The sequence below is a fragment of the Pseudomonas sp. GW821-FHT02A08 genome, assembly GCF_059422045.1.
The window spans coordinates 1-14,685 of record NZ_JBWKWD010000009.1 but is presented as its reverse complement, the minus strand read 5'-3'; the positions used below and the strand labels follow the sequence as shown (position 1 = coordinate 14,685).

The 14,685-nt window shown below is 57.4% G+C and carries 15 protein-coding genes and 1 tRNA gene; 4 read left to right on the top strand and 12 right to left on the bottom strand.

Annotated elements, in window-relative coordinates:
* Positions 1-513: 513 nt before the first annotated feature.
* The gene (gstA, locus tag AC07W4_RS08915) at positions 514-1,143 is read right to left on the bottom strand and encodes a glutathione transferase GstA (RefSeq protein WP_495032182.1); all 630 of its coding nucleotides are present in this window, start codon (positions 1,141-1,143) and stop codon (positions 514-516) included.
* 153 nt (positions 1,144-1,296) lie between these two features.
* On the opposite strand from gstA, the gene AC07W4_RS08910 reads away from it, so the two are divergent.
* On the top strand, positions 1,297-1,620 hold the full coding sequence (locus AC07W4_RS08910; RefSeq protein ID WP_495032181.1) for a winged helix-turn-helix transcriptional regulator: 324 nt from the start codon (positions 1,297-1,299) through the stop codon (positions 1,618-1,620).
* A 263-nt stretch (positions 1,621-1,883) separates the two neighbouring features.
* On the opposite strand, the gene AC07W4_RS08905 is transcribed toward AC07W4_RS08910, so the two are convergent.
* Positions 1,884-2,660 carry a sulfite exporter TauE/SafE family protein gene (locus tag AC07W4_RS08905; RefSeq protein ID WP_495032180.1) on the bottom strand — a complete coding sequence of 259 codons (777 nt, stop codon included), beginning with the start codon at positions 2,658-2,660 and terminating at the stop codon, positions 1,884-1,886.
* A 102-nt stretch (positions 2,661-2,762) separates the two neighbouring features.
* Here AC07W4_RS08905 and AC07W4_RS08900 point away from each other — a divergent pair, with 102 nt between their 5' ends.
* Entirely contained in the window at positions 2,763-3,653 is an 891-nt protein-coding gene (locus AC07W4_RS08900; protein ID WP_495032271.1) for a LysR family transcriptional regulator, read from the top strand.
* Positions 3,654-4,251: 598 nt separating this feature from the next.
* On the opposite strand, the gene AC07W4_RS08895 is transcribed toward AC07W4_RS08900, so the two are convergent.
* The 7 genes from AC07W4_RS08895 to AC07W4_RS08865 all read right to left on the bottom strand — a co-directional run bounded on the left by AC07W4_RS08895 (position 4,252) and on the right by AC07W4_RS08865 (position 9,774).
* A tRNA-Thr gene (locus tag AC07W4_RS08895) sits at positions 4,252-4,327 on the bottom strand.
* Positions 4,328-4,405: 78 nt separating this feature from the next.
* Positions 4,406-5,230, bottom strand: a complete 825-nt coding sequence (locus AC07W4_RS08890) for an FkbM family methyltransferase (protein ID WP_495032179.1) — start codon at positions 5,228-5,230, stop codon at positions 4,406-4,408.
* A 343-nt stretch (positions 5,231-5,573) separates the two neighbouring features.
* Positions 5,574-6,803: a methyltransferase gene (locus tag AC07W4_RS08885; RefSeq protein WP_495032178.1), complete on the bottom strand. Its 1,230-nt coding sequence runs from the start codon at positions 6,801-6,803 to the stop codon at positions 5,574-5,576.
* Positions 6,784-7,473: an ABC transporter permease gene (locus AC07W4_RS08880; protein ID WP_008046525.1), complete on the bottom strand. Its 690-nt coding sequence runs from the start codon at positions 7,471-7,473 to the stop codon at positions 6,784-6,786. Before AC07W4_RS08880 ends, AC07W4_RS08885 begins: the two co-directional genes overlap by 20 nt.
* A complete protein-coding gene (locus AC07W4_RS08875) occupies positions 7,470-8,165 on the bottom strand; it encodes an ABC transporter permease (RefSeq protein ID WP_008046524.1) in 696 nt (231 codons plus the stop codon). The genes AC07W4_RS08880 and AC07W4_RS08875 overlap by 4 nt, the downstream gene beginning before the upstream one ends.
* 72 nt (positions 8,166-8,237) lie before the next feature.
* A complete protein-coding gene (locus AC07W4_RS08870) occupies positions 8,238-8,987 on the bottom strand; it encodes an ABC transporter substrate-binding protein (protein ID WP_489386872.1) in 750 nt (249 codons plus the stop codon).
* A gap of 13 nt (positions 8,988-9,000) precedes the next feature.
* Positions 9,001-9,774 carry an ABC transporter ATP-binding protein gene (locus AC07W4_RS08865; RefSeq protein WP_007972784.1) on the bottom strand — a complete coding sequence of 258 codons (774 nt, stop codon included), beginning with the start codon at positions 9,772-9,774 and terminating at the stop codon, positions 9,001-9,003.
* Positions 9,775-10,338: 564 nt separating this feature from the next.
* Between AC07W4_RS08865 and gabP the strand changes: the two genes are divergently transcribed.
* Positions 10,339-11,730 carry a GABA permease gene (gene gabP / locus AC07W4_RS08860; protein ID WP_495032177.1) on the top strand — a complete coding sequence of 464 codons (1,392 nt, stop codon included), beginning with the start codon at positions 10,339-10,341 and terminating at the stop codon, positions 11,728-11,730.
* Between the two features lie 72 nt (positions 11,731-11,802).
* On the opposite strand, the gene AC07W4_RS08855 is transcribed toward gabP, so the two are convergent.
* Genes AC07W4_RS08855 through AC07W4_RS08845 form a run of 3 tightly spaced genes read right to left on the bottom strand, consistent with a single transcriptional unit; the run spans position 11,803 to position 13,686 of the window.
* A complete protein-coding gene (locus AC07W4_RS08855) occupies positions 11,803-12,252 on the bottom strand; it encodes a hypothetical protein (protein ID WP_495032176.1) in 450 nt (149 codons plus the stop codon).
* 6 nt (positions 12,253-12,258) lie between these two features.
* Positions 12,259-12,675, bottom strand: coding sequence for a hypothetical protein (locus tag AC07W4_RS08850; protein WP_495032175.1), 417 nt, complete (start codon positions 12,673-12,675; stop codon positions 12,259-12,261).
* Positions 12,676-12,711: 36 nt separating this feature from the next.
* The gene (locus tag AC07W4_RS08845; RefSeq protein WP_495032174.1) at positions 12,712-13,686 is read right to left on the bottom strand and encodes an alpha/beta hydrolase family protein; all 975 of its coding nucleotides are present in this window, start codon (positions 13,684-13,686) and stop codon (positions 12,712-12,714) included.
* A gap of 275 nt (positions 13,687-13,961) precedes the next feature.
* Here AC07W4_RS08845 and AC07W4_RS08840 point away from each other — a divergent pair, with 275 nt between their 5' ends.
* Positions 13,962-14,411, top strand: a complete 450-nt coding sequence (locus tag AC07W4_RS08840; RefSeq protein WP_495032173.1) for a carboxypeptidase regulatory-like domain-containing protein — start codon at positions 13,962-13,964, stop codon at positions 14,409-14,411.
* The last annotated feature ends 274 nt before the right edge of the window (positions 14,412-14,685 follow it).

The window sequence follows — 14,685 nt, the reverse complement described above, 5'->3', positions numbered from 1 at the left end:
AGCCTACTTCTGGCCAATTTCTGCCTGTCACGTTCGATCTCTTGCAAGCACCCGCCGACACGAACCGAAGCACAACCATTCACGCGGCAGGGGTTTTCCAGATTCACGGGTTGAAGGACGGTAGAAACACAAATTCGGGCAATGCGCTGGAGGCCACGCCACGTAAGAGCTGCGAGGCCATTCAAGAATCAACCATAGACGAGGAATTGAAATCGGCCCATCCAGTTAGATGAACGCGCCTTCGGGTCTGTTCGCGGGCAGACAGGCGTTAGATTTAAAGATTCGCAAAGCAGCCTGCAAGCCACGAATGGCGGGGCCTGCGAGGCGACAGCACAATTTGTTAAAGCCGAGGTTTGAAAATGACACCTGGGACCATTTTCAGCGTCCCGGCAAGGCACATCCACGACGCCGACGACAGGGTTTTGCGGTCAGGGCTCGTGTTGGCTGGTGTTAGATCCGGAGATTCTGACAAACCTCTGGAGGCGTTACTCGCCGCTCCTACCGACAGATTACTCATTCCAATTTTTCCGCCCGGAGAGCCCTCTGAACGGAAGGGCGCTCATACACTCGCCCATACCAGGCTTGAAGGTTTTTCAATCCGTCGAAATGAATGTCTGCCTGGTAATAGCTCTTCAACCAGGAAGCCTGCCCCCAGCCAATCAATGCGAAAAGATAAGCATCGACCACGGTGAAGGTTTCACCCATCAGGAACAGCCTATCGGCCAATTGTTCATTGATCCACGCGAAACGTTTTTCAAGCTTGGGTTTGACGGTGTTCACGTACTTACCGGCTAGACCAGCGTACAGCAACGGAATGAAACCCTTGTGGATCTCGGAAGTCAGGAAGCTCAACCATTCCTGCAGTCGGTAACGATCCATGGTGCCGTTGGCTGGTGCCAAACCTATCTCCGGATGCTGGTCTGCCAGATACTGCACGATCACCGCCCCCTCACGCAGGAGTGTGCCATCGTCTAGCTCCAATACGGGGACGTAACCCAATTCGTTCACATCGTGATAGCTGTCACCCAGTTCAGTGATCTGCTTTTTGTTGTCCACCTTGATCAGGGTGACATCAATACCAAGCTCGTTCAGCACAATGTGGGGCGAGAGGGAGCATGCGGCTGGCATGTAATACAGCTTCATCTATGAACTCCAGAAAGTGGCGGAGATGTTCGCTTCCCGTCTGAGGAAGGAGCTCCGGGCATTCTAAAGTCGTGGTATAAAATGGGAAGAAGGCACTATTTTGTGGTGTAGGTACAAAATATATACCTTAATTCACTTCGAGATTTCCTCACCATGAAAGACAACATATCGGGTTGCTCGGTAGAAGAGGCGATGCGCTTGTTGGGCGGTCGTTGGCGCCTGCTGCTGGTTTCGTATTTGCTGGATGGCCCGAAGCGCTTCAATGTTTTGCGGCGCGATATCCCCGCGATATCGCAACGGATGCTCACGCTTGATCTGCGCGCCCTGGAAGAAGCCGGCCTTGTTAAGCGCACGGTGTATCCCACAGTGCCCGTCAAGGTCGAGTACGAACTCACTAAAGATGGCCGGCGCCTGGAGCCTGTCGTTGAGGTGATGAAGCAATTTGGCTTATGGATCAAGAGCCGCCCAACTGCCTGACTCCTACGGTCCGTTTTGCGTTGATTGAAGATGTCCGCTGTGGTCGATGTCGAATGGCTTTCGCTCAGACCGTTAGATATGGGTTCAATTTGGTCACGACTCAGGTTGACCGGTGTTAGATCCGGAGATTATGGTAATCCTCTGGAGGCCTTATAGATCAAGGCCTGCAAGGTTTTTCAGAAAATAACCATAGGTAAGGATTTAAAACGCCTATAACTGAGTGCAGAGACCAAGAGCCTGCCGGGATTTCACCCCCGCGAGCCTTAGAGCTCAATACCGCCCAAGTAAGCTCGATAAACAAGCGTAATGCCGCTCACCAAGATGATGAGGTTAATCAGTCTGGTGAAGGCGTCCCGAGACATTTTGAGGTTGATGTGACCGCCAATCCAAAGCCCAATGACCAAGGCTGGCAACAAATAGATAGCCGTCAGCACCAGGGAAAGGTCCGAGTAGACGCCAGCCATTGTGAGCATGGACAGACGTACCAAGGTGCTTATGCCGATGAGGGTACTTTGAGTGGAACTTGCCTTTTCCTTCGCCTGTATTCGACCGTTCAAATAAATTGCATAGAGGAAGCCGCCACTACCAAAAAGGGCACCAAACAATCCCCCACCAATCCCCAACGGTGCTGCCCAAACAGCAGACAAATCTCTAGCCCGTATAGGCCTTGCCAACATGTACAGGGCGTACAAGGTTACGAAGCAACCCATCATTAGCAACAGAGCATCCGAGTTCGTTTTAAGCAGCACTGTTATCCCCACCACGCTGCCAATCGCCATGAATGGCACCAGCCTAGCCAGTTCACCACGCACCACATTCCGATGGTTGCGCGCCAGCTTTCCAAATGCCGCCACACAATCCAACAGCACTAGTAGCGAAATAGCGTGGGAAAGAGGCATGTAGCAAACCAACACCGGCCCCGCCATGAGGGCCGTCCCAAATCCCGCGATACCGAAAATCACGTAAGCCAGGGTGATGGTAAAAAACATGATCGCCAGACTGGAGCCGGCGAACGGGGCGTGGAGCAATAGGTCTAGCATTTTGGAGTTTTCCTTAACGTGGTTTTCACACCCTACCTACGCGGGTGAAACTCCACTAATATGGAAAAAACGCACCACCTATCACATTTCGGCATAGCTCAAATGATCTCGATGAAACAGTTGCGGTATTTTGTAGAGATCGCCGAAAGCGGGAGCTTCAGCTCGGCCGCTGAGAAACTGTTCATTGCTCAATCCGCGCTCAGTCGACAAATAAAGGAGCTGGAAGGCGATCTCGGGACACCATTATTTGAGCGCACAGCGCGACAACCCCGTCTCACCCCTGCCGGATTAGCGTTTCTGCCGAGAGCCAAGGCAATCCTGATTGACGTGGAAAGTGCGGGCCGCCTTGCGAAATCGGTAGGTCACGGCCAGAGCGGGACAATCAGGCTTGGCCATGCCAGTACAGTGCCCTTGATTGGGCAGTTAAAAGAGGTACTCGACCTTTATTTGGAGAACGCAACAGAAGTTAGCGTAGAGGTATCGAGCGAATCATCTGAAACGCAATTGATGAATTTGGTGAACAATCGCATCGATGTCGGCTTGCTTCGATTGCCTGTATTGCATCAACCAAATGACATCACACTCCTACCGCTTTATACGGAACAGGTCGTGGTTGCAGTGGGTGTCTCCCATCCGCTGTCGTCCAGAACATGTATAACGCTTGCCGAATTACGGGACGAACACTTTGTTTCGATAGCCCACCCGAAACGCGGAGGGCTTAGCTACCTCTCTTTTGAGCTCTGTGCTCGGGCAGGTTTTTCTCCGAAGCCAGCCCAGATCTACTCGTTGAAAAGTACAGAGCCATTGTTGATCCAAGCCGGTTTTGGGATTGCCCTTCTACCTATTTCGATTGTCCGTGCATTTGCTCTACATGCTATTGAAATCGAGGATGAGGGCTGTGAAAGCGAGGTAGTCCTTGCATGTCGCGAGGGCGACTCCGAACTGGTAGCGACATTCAGCGCGCATTTTCGAAAGGCATTTTGTGTTGGTTGAGGTCGGCGCGTCGGCAGTTGTGATGATGAAAGGGATTACCGCGGCGACGATGGACGTAGCAACCACGTTCCCAAAACACGCCGGGGACCCTGGCATTTTGGGTGAGGGACGGGTGCGAAGACTCGCGCAAATTCGTTAGCGGCACCCCGCCAAAGTTAGTTAACTGGTTAACTCGGTTGGTTAACTCTCCTGGCTGCTCCGTCGATCAGGCAGTGTCTGTTCCCCCAAAAAAACACTGGGGTACAAGTTCCCCCGCCAAAGGCCCCGGAAACATTGGTTGTTCCCACTGTTCCCCCGTTCCCCCGTTTTTTGAAATCAGTAGCACATTGGATGGTGGACAATCGCGACAGGTAGGGTGGTTGATTGGCACCTGTAGTGAGGGGCTGCAATCGGTTGCTGCCAATCGTAGCGGATCGAAAATTCCCGTAGAGCCTCAATAAAGAGTTGCGCTGTGCGACTCCCCAATATTTTTGAGGCGACTCAAGAACTTAACGAAGAGGCGATCACGAAACGGGGAACGAACGGGGAAAATTGAAGCAGGCAGAAGCCAGAAACGAAAAAGGCCCACCGTGAGGTGAGCCTAAGTCGTTGTTCTATATGGTGCCGGCACCAGGAATCGAACCCGGGACCTACTGATTACAAGTCAGTTGCTCTACCATCTGAGCTATACCGGCGTGTCAGGGCGACGATTATAGCGATTGGCTGGCTTCTGTAAACCCCTGAATTTTGACTATTTTTACGCGGGCTTCAGGTCAGGCGCGCAGCAGGGTTTTCTTGAGTTTCTGAATGGCTTGCCAGGTTCGACTGTTTTGCATCGCGCGCAGCTGTGCCTCGGCCTGTTCGGCGCGTTGCAGGGCGGCGGCGAGCTGGTTTTCGGCGTCGCTGACAGGGTGGCTGAAGTTGTGGCCTTTGCAGAACTGGAACTCGTCCAGGTTGCACGGCGGGATGTCAAAGGCGGGTTTGAGGTTCAGGTGTTCTTCGGCGAGGTAGTAGGTATTGATGCCATCGAACAGGATGGATTGGTAGCCGGCACCGGTGACGAGGGTTTCCCAGGTCTGGTCGCGCTCCCACGGGGTTTCGATGAGGATGACCCACGGCCGCCACTGGGTGAAGTCCATGCCGCGCAGGACGGTCTCTTCGTGGCCTTCGACATCGATTTTCAGGAAGTGGATCGCGCGGCCCTGGGCGTGTTCTTCGCAAATGGACGTCAGGGTGCGCGATTGGACGGTTTGGCTGCGCACGTCCATACCGGCATCTTTGTGCATCTGCGCCATGGCCGGGTCGACGGTCGAGAGGCCGGTGCCGGCGATGCCGTAGAAGGTCAGGCTGTCGGCGCTTTCGCCGGCCACGCATTGCAGGTTGGTGTCCTTGGGGCGTTGCTGGCTCAGGGCTTCGTAGTAGTTGGGCATCGGTTCGACGTTGATGCCGGTCCAGCCATGGTCGTAGAACGCCTTGGTGACTGAGTCATGGGTGGGATGATTTGCCCCGACGTCGATATAGAAGCCACTCTCGACGGTTTTGAGGGCGCGCCACAGGCGTATGTCTTCGAAATTCTGTGCGTAGGAAATGAACGTCACTGGCGCATCCTGTCGGAGAAATGTTCTTGTTTGTGGCCGCGCTGCCGGCGCCCTTGCGTGTGTGTATATCAAGAGTAATGAAAGGGTGCAATTTCCCCTGTCTGCGGTCCGGGATTAGGCATTTATGTCGTTTTGATTAAATGCTTATGCACAATGCCATTGGCGGCGCACTAGGTTTAGGCCGAATTTGTGGAGCTGTTCTCATTTGTCCGCAAATACCTGTTTTTTCAATTTTTTATGCGTGTGTACAAAAAATGAACAGTATGGATTTTGCCCTGAAACCGGCGTGGATATTGGATCCACGATAATTCCATCAACAGAGTTATCCACAGGTCGGGTGTGTTTAAGCGCGTTCGGCCAGGAGCAGGAAATTACGCGGGGTGAGCGGGGTTTCGCAGAAGGTGCCAACGCGGACGCTGTAGCCCTGCTCGGCGAGGAAAATTGCCCGGTCAAGGACCAGCCAAAGTTCTAGCGGGCGTCGGAAAAGTCCGCGTAGTAGTTCAAGGTTGCGCACCTCGGCCAGTCGCTGCCAACCGGCAGCTTCGAGGGCTGGCCAATCTTGCGGGCCGATTGTGGATAACTCTTTGAGTGCGGCCAGGTGATGGCAGTAATCGGCGAAGGGTTTGTCCAGCCAGGCGCTGGGCAGGGAAGGAGTTGGCAGGTACTCGTCCAGGCCGCGCAGTTGCCGTTGTAGCAAGTCGAAGCCCAGTCGTCGGGCCATGGAGGTGTCGCGTTGACGTCGCACGCGTGCACCGGCGGTAACGGTTTCGCTCATGGGCAAGGCAAGGTCGTCGAGGGAAAGTTGTAGGCCGGAGCCTTTGGCGGCCGAGGAAATCGGCGAGTATTGGGCAAGACTGATCCGGTTGTAGCAGCACGGCGCAATGGCGAGTTGTTTGCAGCCTGTGGCGCTGGCGAGTTGAATCAGCCGCACATGCAAATCACCGCAGGCGTGAAGCGCGACGGGTGCGTGGTGCGCGTTCAATAACGTAGATGCGTCTGCCGCGAGCACATCCTGTTCGATATGCAGCGCATGCAGGTGATGGCGCTGGCTGAGCGCCTGGCCGCTGGTGACCAGTACCGGGTCGTATTCCAGGCACGTCAGTTGTTGCCCGGGTTGCAGCAGCCGGCGCCCCAAGTGCCCCTTACCCGAGCACCAGTCCAGCCAATGCTGCGGTGCTTCGCAAAACTGCAACCGACTGGCGAAGGCTTCGATCTGCTGCCATTTACGCCCCGGCACATCGACGTTCAATCGATGGCCCGCCGCTTCGAGCGTGCGTGCGGGCAATTTATCCACAGCACTCAAGACGACGGACATCCTTGCCAGGGAAGCAAAGGGTTCCGGTGCATTAAGGAGGGCGGGTTGGTTGTGAGTGTTTTCCGCGTCTTCCAGCGTTCGCTCACGTAGCCATGCGGCCAGCTCCGGGCAGGATGCTTCCCAGGGTAGCCGTAGATGAGTGAACGGCCGGGGTTTCCACAGTGCCTGATGCTCTGTCAGAAAAGCATCCAGCGCGGTGAAACGGGCGAGCAGGGCCTCGCCCGTCAACACGCCGGTTTCAACGCCCTTGGCAGGCATCGACGCGCAACCAGCGCTCCAGCAGCTTGAAACCGCGCACCAGCACGTAAGCCATTACCAGGTAGAACATGCCCGCGGCGAAGAAGATCTCCACTGGCAGGTAGGTCCGGGCAATGATGGTGCGGGCCATGCCGGTCAGTTCCAGCAGGGTCACGGTGCTGGCCAGGGCGCTGGCCTTGAGCATCAGGATCACTTCGTTGCTGTAGGCCGGCAGGCCGATGCGCGCGGCGCGCGGCAGGATGATGTAGAACAGCGCCTTGGGTCTGGACATGCCCAGCGCCCGTGCCGCCTCGATCTCGCCCGGTGGAATCGCCTGAATGGCGCCCCGCAGGATTTCCGCAATGTAGGCCGCGGTGTGCAGGGTCATGGTCGCCGTGGCGCACCAGAACGGATCGCGCAGGTACGGCCACATCGAGCTGTTACGGATCGCGTCGAACTGCGCCAGGCCGTAGTAGACCAGGAACAGTTGAACCAGCAGCGGCGTGCCCCGGAAAAAGAAGATGTAGCCGTAGGGAAATGCCCGCACCCACCACAGGCGCGACGAGCGGGCGATGCCCAGTGGAATGGCTAGCAGCAAACCGGCGATCACGGCGATGGCCACCAGTTCCAGGGTCAGGGTTGCGCCCTGGGCCAGTTTCGGCAGCCATTTGATGATGACTTCCCAGTTCATTGGGTGCTCCTCGCGAAGCCGCGAGCGGCGCGTTTTTCCAGGAAGTGCATGCCGGTCATCGCCAGCACCGTCAGGCCCAGGTACATGAACGCAGCCACCATAAAGAAGGTGAACGGCTGTTTGGAGACGGTCACGCCGATTTGCGCATGACGCATGATTTCTTCCAGGCCGATCACCGACACCAGCGCGGTATCTTTCATCAGGATCATGAACAGGTTGCCAAGGCCGGGCAGGGCGATGCGCCACATCTGCGGCATGATCAGCTTGGTGAAGATGCGCCACTTCGACAGGCCCAGGGCCACGCCGGCTTCACGATGGCCTTTGGGAATGGCGAGGATCGCACCGCGAAACACTTCCGTGGCGTAGGCGCCGAAGCACAGGCCCAGCGCAATCACGCCGGCGGCGAAGGCGTTGAGTTCAAGGTCGGGGTTGCCGAAGAACTCGCCCAGGGCACGCATCAGGTTGACCGTGCCGAAGTAGATCAACAGCACCCAGAGCAATTCCGGGATGCCGCGAACCAGGGTCGAATAAGTGCCGCCAAGCCATTGCAGCGGCTTGTACGGGGAAGTCTTGGCCAAGGCGCCGAGCAGACCGAGTACCAGCCCCAGGCACAGGGCCGAGAGTGCCAGTTTCACAGTCATCAGCGCGCCAGCGGCGAGCGCCGGGCCGAATCCGTAGAGGTCGATAATCATGGATTTCTTTTCAAATCGCGGCAGGCAAGGCCGAGAACCGGCGCCATCAGGCGCCGGTCAGGCAGGTCAGTATCAATAGATGCTGAACGGGAAGTACTTGTCGTTGATCTTCTTGTAGGTGCCGTCAGCGACGATTTCTTTGAGTGCGGCGTTCAGCTTCTCGCGGATAGGGTCCTTCTTGCGCACGGCAATACCGATCTTGTCGCTTTCTTCCACTGGATCGCCCTTGAACTCGTAGCTACGGCCGGCGTCGCTTTTCAGCCATTCGTAGTTGACGTACTTGTCGGCCAGGATGCCGTCCAGGCGGCCGGAGGTCAGGTCGAGGTAGGCGTTTTCCTGGGTGTCGTAGAGCTTGATGGTGATGTCGTCACCATAGTTGTCTTCCAGGAAGGTACCGGCCAGGGTCGCGCGCTGGGCGCCAATGATCTTGCCTTTGAGCGCTGCCTTGTCGGTTTTGAAGTCGATGTCTTTCTTGGCGATGAACTGCAGCTTGTTGGAGTAGTACGGGTCGGTGAAGTCCACCGCTTGCTTGCGCTCGTCGGTGATCGACATCGAGGAAATCAGGAAGTCGAACTTCTTGGCGTTCAGGGCCGGGATGATGCCGTCCCAGTCGGAGGTCACGACGGTGCACTCGACTTTCATCTTGGCGCACAGGGCGTCGCCGATCTCTTTGTCGAAGCCGACGACATTGCCACTGGCATCTTTATTGTTGAACGGCGGGTAAGCCGCTTCGATGCCCATCTTCAGGGTTTCGGCCATGGCACCGGCGCTGAACGCCAAGGTGACGGCGGCAGCCAGGAAGACCTTTTTGTAGTTCTGCATGTGGGTAGCTCCGTTAGCGGTTGCTGGACATGAATTGTTTGCAGCGCGCCGAAAGCGGGTTTTCGAACACCTGCTGTGGCGATCCTTGCTCTTCTACCAGGCCCTGGTGGAGGAACACCACTTCGCTGGAGACCTGACGGGCGAAGCCCATTTCGTGGGTCACGAGCAGCATGGTGCGGCCTTCTTCGGCCAGCGCGCGGATGACATTAAGTACTTCCTGGACCATTTCCGGGTCAAGCGCCGAGGTGGGCTCGTCGAACAGGATGACCTTGGGCTGCATGGCCAGGGTGCGGGCGATGGCCGCGCGTTGTTGCTGGCCGCCGGACAACTGCGCCGGGTAGGCATGGCGCTTGTCGGCGATGCCGACCTTGGCCAGCAGGGCTTCGGCCACTTCGATGGCTTCGGCCTTGCTCTGGCCGAGTACACGGCGCGGGGCTTCGATGATGTTGTCGAGCACGCTCATGTGTGGCCACAGATTAAAGTTTTGAAACACAAAACCGATTTCGCTGCGCAGGCGATTGATCTGCTTGCCGTCGGCGGCCACCAGTTCGCCGTTCTTCGCGGCCTTGAGCTTGAGTTCTTCGCCGGCGACCAGGATCTGGCCCTGGTGCGGGTTTTCCAGCAGGTTGATGCACCGCAGGAACGTGGACTTGCCGGAGCCGGAGGAACCCAGGATCGAGATCACATCGCCGTCGCGGGCGGTCAGCGAGATGCCTTTGAGCACCTCCAGCGAACCGTAGCGTTTGTGCAAGTTGCGGATTTCAAGCGCGGGCGTGGCCTCAGCCATGTGCGTTCCTCATATATGTTGCGCTCCTGCTGTTGGCGGCCTTCCTGGCGAGGCGGCCAACCTAGCATAGCGTTTCAATGGCAGCCAACAGCGCTACGGACGGTAAACGGCTGGCGTGTGGCAGGTTGTCGCATCGGCGCAGCAGACTGTCGCCCCATCAACAACCGAACAGCCGTTTGAACCTTGCCTTCCGATAAAAAGCGCGGTGGCTGCCGCAAAAAAAGGCGCGATGTTGCCAGCTTTGACAGGGTGTTGGAAGCGCTATCCGGCCAAATGCACTGGTTGTGCACTTTTAATGTGCGCGGAGGCATTTTCAGGTGTGTTTCCGGTGTGCTGATTCACCCCACAAAGTGGGTTGCTGGGTAACGTTCTGGCGAAGTGCCATTAAATTCAATGGGTTGCGATGACTGTCCGTTCGAGGCGAGATCGCCGGGTTAGAGGGTTTTGAAATATTTTGGCGCAATTATTGCGTGCAGAATCCAGAACGCCCTGTTGGCTTCTTTTTACGAGAAGGACCGCCGAACGGGATGCACGCATTCGCTTCTCCTTACAAAGGTAGTTTTAATGAGCAGTACCCAAAGCTCTAATGGCCTCGAACAGGGGCTCAAACCGCGCCACGTGACCATGCTGTCGATTGCCGGGGTTATCGGCGCCGGCTTGTTCGTTGGCTCGGGTCACGCCATCGCCGCTGCAGGTCCGGCTGTTCTGTTGGCTTACGCCGCCGCCGGCATGTTGGTGGTGCTGGTGATGCGCATGCTCGGCGAAATGGCCGTTGCCTCGCCGGACACCGGTTCGTTCTCGACTTACGCCGACCGCGCGATCGGTCACTGGGCCGGTTTCACCATCGGCTGGTTGTACTGGTGGTTCTGGGTTCTGGTGATCCCGTTGGAAGCCAACGCTGCCGCGACCATCCTGCATGCCTGGTTCCCTGGCGTGGACATCTGGGCCTTCGCCCTGGTCATCACGATGCTGTTGACCGTGACCAACCTGTTCAGCGTGAAGAACTACGGTGAATTCGAGTTCTGGTTTGCCCTGATCAAAGTGTTGGCCATCATCGGTTTCATCATTCTCGGCGTAGCGGCGATCTTCGGCTTCCTGCCGAACAGCCAGGTCAGCGGCGTTTCGCACTTGTTCGACACCCAGGGCTTCCTGCCAAACGGCATGGGCGCTGTACTGGGCGCGATCCTGACCACCATGTTCTCCTTCATGGGCACCGAGATCGTGACCATCGCGGCCGCGGAATCGAAGAACCCTGGCAAGCAAATCTCCAAGGCCACCAACTCGGTGATCTGGCGGATCGGCTTGTTCTACCTCGTGTCGATCTTCATCGTTGTGGCCCTGGTACCTTGGAACGACCCGGTACTGGCAAGCCTGGGCTCCTACCAGACCGTGCTTGAGCGCATGGGCATCCCGAATGCCAAGATCATCGTCGACATCGTGGTACTGGTTGCAGTGACCAGCTGCCTGAACTCGGCGCTCTACACCTCGTCGCGTATGTTGTTCTCCCTGGGCAAGCGCGGCGATGCACCGGCCATGTCCACCCGCACCAACAAAAGTGGCACGCCTTACTGGGCAGTGATGCTGTCCACTGGCGCCGCGTTCCTGGCAACATTCGCCAACTACGTGGCCCCGGCTGCCGTGTTCGAATTCCTGCTGGCAAGCTCCGGCGCCATCGCGTTGCTGGTGTACCTGGTGATCGCGATTTCGCAACTGCGCATGCGCAAGCAGCGTATGGCTCGTGGTGAGAAAATCGTCTTCAGCATGTGGCTGTTCCCGGGCCTGACCTACGCGGTGATCGTTTTCATCGTTGCGGCCCTGACCATCATGCTGTTCCAGGATGCCCATCGTGTGGAAATTCTCGCGACCGGCTTGCTCAGTGCTCTGGTGGTAGCGGCCGGCTTGCTGGTGGCTCGCCGTCGCAAACTGGAGAAGAGTGGCGCGGTAGTGCTGAACTGATCCATACCGCGTAATGCAAAAACGGCCGCTGTCAGTGATGACGAGCGGCCGTTTTTGTTTGAGTCGTAACTCTTACTCGGCTTTTTCTTCCGGCGTTTCCAGCGACTCGCGGTAGACATCCAGCGCAGCGCCGAAATCGGCGATGAACTGAGGCTCGCTCAGCCATGCCTGGGCGGCGTCGCGGTCCATGCCGTCGGCCCACATGCGGTAGTCGATCAGCATGTCCGCGGCCAGGTGGGTGGCAGCCATGCCTTCGTCGTCGGCGTTTTCCATGTCCAGCAGTTCTGGATGGTCGATGATGATAAAGGCGAGGTTCGTCAGCAACACCGAGAGCATTTCGCTGCGGCTGACGGCTTCCGCGTCGCGCATTTTGCTGAACATCGCCAGGGTGTATTCCGGGATTGGCTCGCCGAACTCGGGCAGGTCCTGATCCATGATGGATTTTCTGCCGACCATGCGGATCTGCTTGGCTTTGGCTTTTGCGCGCTTGGCGCGTTTTTGTTGCTTGTTCAGGGAGGCCATGGGAACTCAGTTCGGTTTCTGTTGGGTTTGCGCGGCAATGGCGTCGGACGCCGCCACGTAGTCGGCCTGGAAGGCCGGTGATTCGATCCACGCCAGTGCGCCGGTCTCATCGGTTTCGGCCGACCATTGGCGATATTCGATCAGAGCAGCGAGGATGAAGTCTGTCGCTGTTTCCTCACCTTCCTGCTCCAGTACCAGTGCGATAAGCGGATGTTCCAGAAAGGCCGCGCACATGGCCTGCTGGCTGATCTTTTGTGCATCGATCATCTCTTTGAACATGTCGGTCAGGTCCACCGACTCGAAGTCGATGCGATCGTCGTTCGGGTCCAGTTCCACCGGCGCTGCAGCCCGCTGGGTGCGGTTCTGCTTGGCCTTGGCCTTGGCGCGGGAGGCGCGTTTTTGCTGCTTGTTGGCGGAGGCCATGGGCGTCGTTCCGTATTCGTTGAAAGGGCAAAAGACTTAGTTGCGTGGCACTCGCCGCCCGGGAGTATCGGGGGCCAGTTCGCCGTTTTGCAGCCAGGCCAATGCAATGGGCCATAGTGTGGCTTGGTATGCGCTGCGAAAAAAGGCGAAATGTCCGACTTCTTCTTCGCCGATGTCTTCGGGATGGATACGCAGGTGAGAGTTTGTGCTGCCGGTGAAGTAGTCGAGCAGGCGTTCGATGGCCGGGATCGTGCCGTAGGGATCGTCGCTGATGCTGATGGCCAGGGTTTGCGCGGTGACGCCGGCAAACGGCAGTTGCCCGGCGGTTTTGCTGATTGTGCGGCCGCTGGAGCGCTTCTCGTAGCGGGCGGTGGAGAGGCTCCAGTCACGGACTACGCCGGCTGGTGTGTCTTCCAGCCAGCCGAGGCGTTTGCCCGGAAAGTAGCCGTAGATCATCGTCACCAGCGGCATCAGTACATGCCACTTGCCGAACATGCGCCAGCGATGGGCCGGCGCATAATCGCGCCAGTAGGCGAATTGCGCTCCGACCGTCACCAGGCGCCGGATCAGGTGCCCGGACGCCCCCAGGCCTGCTGCACAGCCGCCAAAGCTGTGGCCGACCACATCGACAGGCTGCCCGGGGAACTCACGCTGCGCGCGCTTGAGCATCGCCTCGAAATCCAGCGAACCCCAATCGGTCCACGAGGCCTGGAGCCCCTTCAGCGATGCCGGCCGCGACTCGCCGATACCGCGGTAGTCATAGGTGATGACGTCGAAGCCGTGGGCGAACAGGTAATCGGCAAAACGCGAATAGTGGCGACAACGGACCGAGGTGGCGGCATTGATGATCACGACCGGACGAGCGGCGTCCCGAGAAGGGTGTCGCCAGGTGAAGCCACCGAGGATGAAGCCGTCCGGAGCGGTTTCCTTGAACGGTTTGCCGGGGGGGATATCCGGCAGCGGCAACTCGATGGGAGTGGGGGCCAGTGGAGGCGTGTCCTGCAAATTCATCGGCGTCAGACCTTTGCGGGTAGCTGCCAACGATAGTCTTGATGCCGCTGATGAACAATCCGTTCGACTCAACGCGGTTGTTGATCGGGCAATCGTTGTTCAAGGGCAGGAAATACCGGATTCGCCGGCAGGTCATGTCTGATGCTGGGCGAGGGCTGGGGAACAAATGGCGTAGTACGTTTCGTACTCAGGCCAAATCAATCTAAACCCCTCCCTCCGGCTGGAAATCCAAAGAGTGTAACGATTGGGTTCTGCAGAACCCGGGAGTCGTCATCATGAAATACCTTCATTCACTCCTGTTGCCTCTCACCACCGTCGGCGTGTTGATGTCTCCAGCGATATCACCTGCCGCCAGCCTTGAGCCCATCGACAGTTCAGGGGTGCAGGTGCAAAGCCAGGAGCAAAACGGCATTACCTACCTGTCCGGCGGTATTGGCGAGGATGAGTCCAAGGCCATCCAGCAGACCACCGGCTATAACCTGCACATGACGTTCTCTGTCGGAGCGGGAAATGAATACGCTCCTGACGTGAATGTGGTTATTCAGAAAGCCCCGGGGCAGACCGTGCTGATGCTCAACGACGCCGGTCCGCTGGTCTACGTGAAACTGCCTGCCGGTAAGTACACGGTCATTGCGACGCATCACGGAGAAACACGGCATGACGTTGCCGATGTTGGCAGTGGTGCAGCCCGTAACCTGGTTTTCCACTGGAATGATGCGAGTTAGCGAGAGACTTGGAATCAAGGCGGGGCATCAATCCCTGAATCTCGCATTTGGGTACTTGGGGGGATATCTGGGGGGCTTCGCTTTCCCGCTGGCATAAAAAACCCTGAATCCTGCGATTCAGGGTTTCTCGATGCTTGGGTCCCAGAGGAACCCTTTATCAGGCAAACAGGTCGGTAGCTTGCAGGTTGCTCACCCCTACCAACTGAATTTCGAACTCAGCGGCGGTATCGGCGTCGGTGCTGCCGTAGAGAACGCCACCGGCGAAGCGTACTTG

Bases quoted from the DNA above. Each gene is read 5' to 3' on its own strand.
- gstA (WP_495032182.1), bottom strand. From the start codon at position 1,143: ATGAAGCTGTATTACATGCCAGCCGCATGCTCCCTCTCGCCCCACATT.
- AC07W4_RS08910 (WP_495032181.1), top strand. From the start codon at position 1,297: ATGAAAGACAACATATCGGGTTGCTCGGTAGAAGAGGCGATGCGCTTG.
- AC07W4_RS08905 (WP_495032180.1), bottom strand. From the start codon at position 2,660: ATGCTAGACCTATTGCTCCACGCCCCGTTCGCCGGCTCCAGTCTGGCG.
- AC07W4_RS08900 (WP_495032271.1), top strand. From the start codon at position 2,763: ATGATCTCGATGAAACAGTTGCGGTATTTTGTAGAGATCGCCGAAAGC.
- AC07W4_RS08885 (WP_495032178.1), bottom strand. From the start codon at position 6,803: ATGCCTGCCAAGGGCGTTGAAACCGGCGTGTTGACGGGCGAGGCCCTG.
- AC07W4_RS08880 (WP_008046525.1), bottom strand. From the start codon at position 7,473: ATGAACTGGGAAGTCATCATCAAATGGCTGCCGAAACTGGCCCAGGGC.
- AC07W4_RS08875 (WP_008046524.1), bottom strand. From the start codon at position 8,165: ATGATTATCGACCTCTACGGATTCGGCCCGGCGCTCGCCGCTGGCGCG.
- AC07W4_RS08870 (WP_489386872.1), bottom strand. From the start codon at position 8,987: ATGCAGAACTACAAAAAGGTCTTCCTGGCTGCCGCCGTCACCTTGGCG.
- AC07W4_RS08865 (WP_007972784.1), bottom strand. From the start codon at position 9,774: ATGGCTGAGGCCACGCCCGCGCTTGAAATCCGCAACTTGCACAAACGC.
- gabP (WP_495032177.1), top strand. From the start codon at position 10,339: ATGAGCAGTACCCAAAGCTCTAATGGCCTCGAACAGGGGCTCAAACCG.
- AC07W4_RS08855 (WP_495032176.1), bottom strand. From the start codon at position 12,252: ATGGCCTCCCTGAACAAGCAACAAAAACGCGCCAAGCGCGCAAAAGCC.
- AC07W4_RS08850 (WP_495032175.1), bottom strand. From the start codon at position 12,675: ATGGCCTCCGCCAACAAGCAGCAAAAACGCGCCTCCCGCGCCAAGGCC.
- AC07W4_RS08845 (WP_495032174.1), bottom strand. From the start codon at position 13,686: ATGAATTTGCAGGACACGCCTCCACTGGCCCCCACTCCCATCGAGTTG.
- AC07W4_RS08840 (WP_495032173.1), top strand. From the start codon at position 13,962: ATGAAATACCTTCATTCACTCCTGTTGCCTCTCACCACCGTCGGCGTG.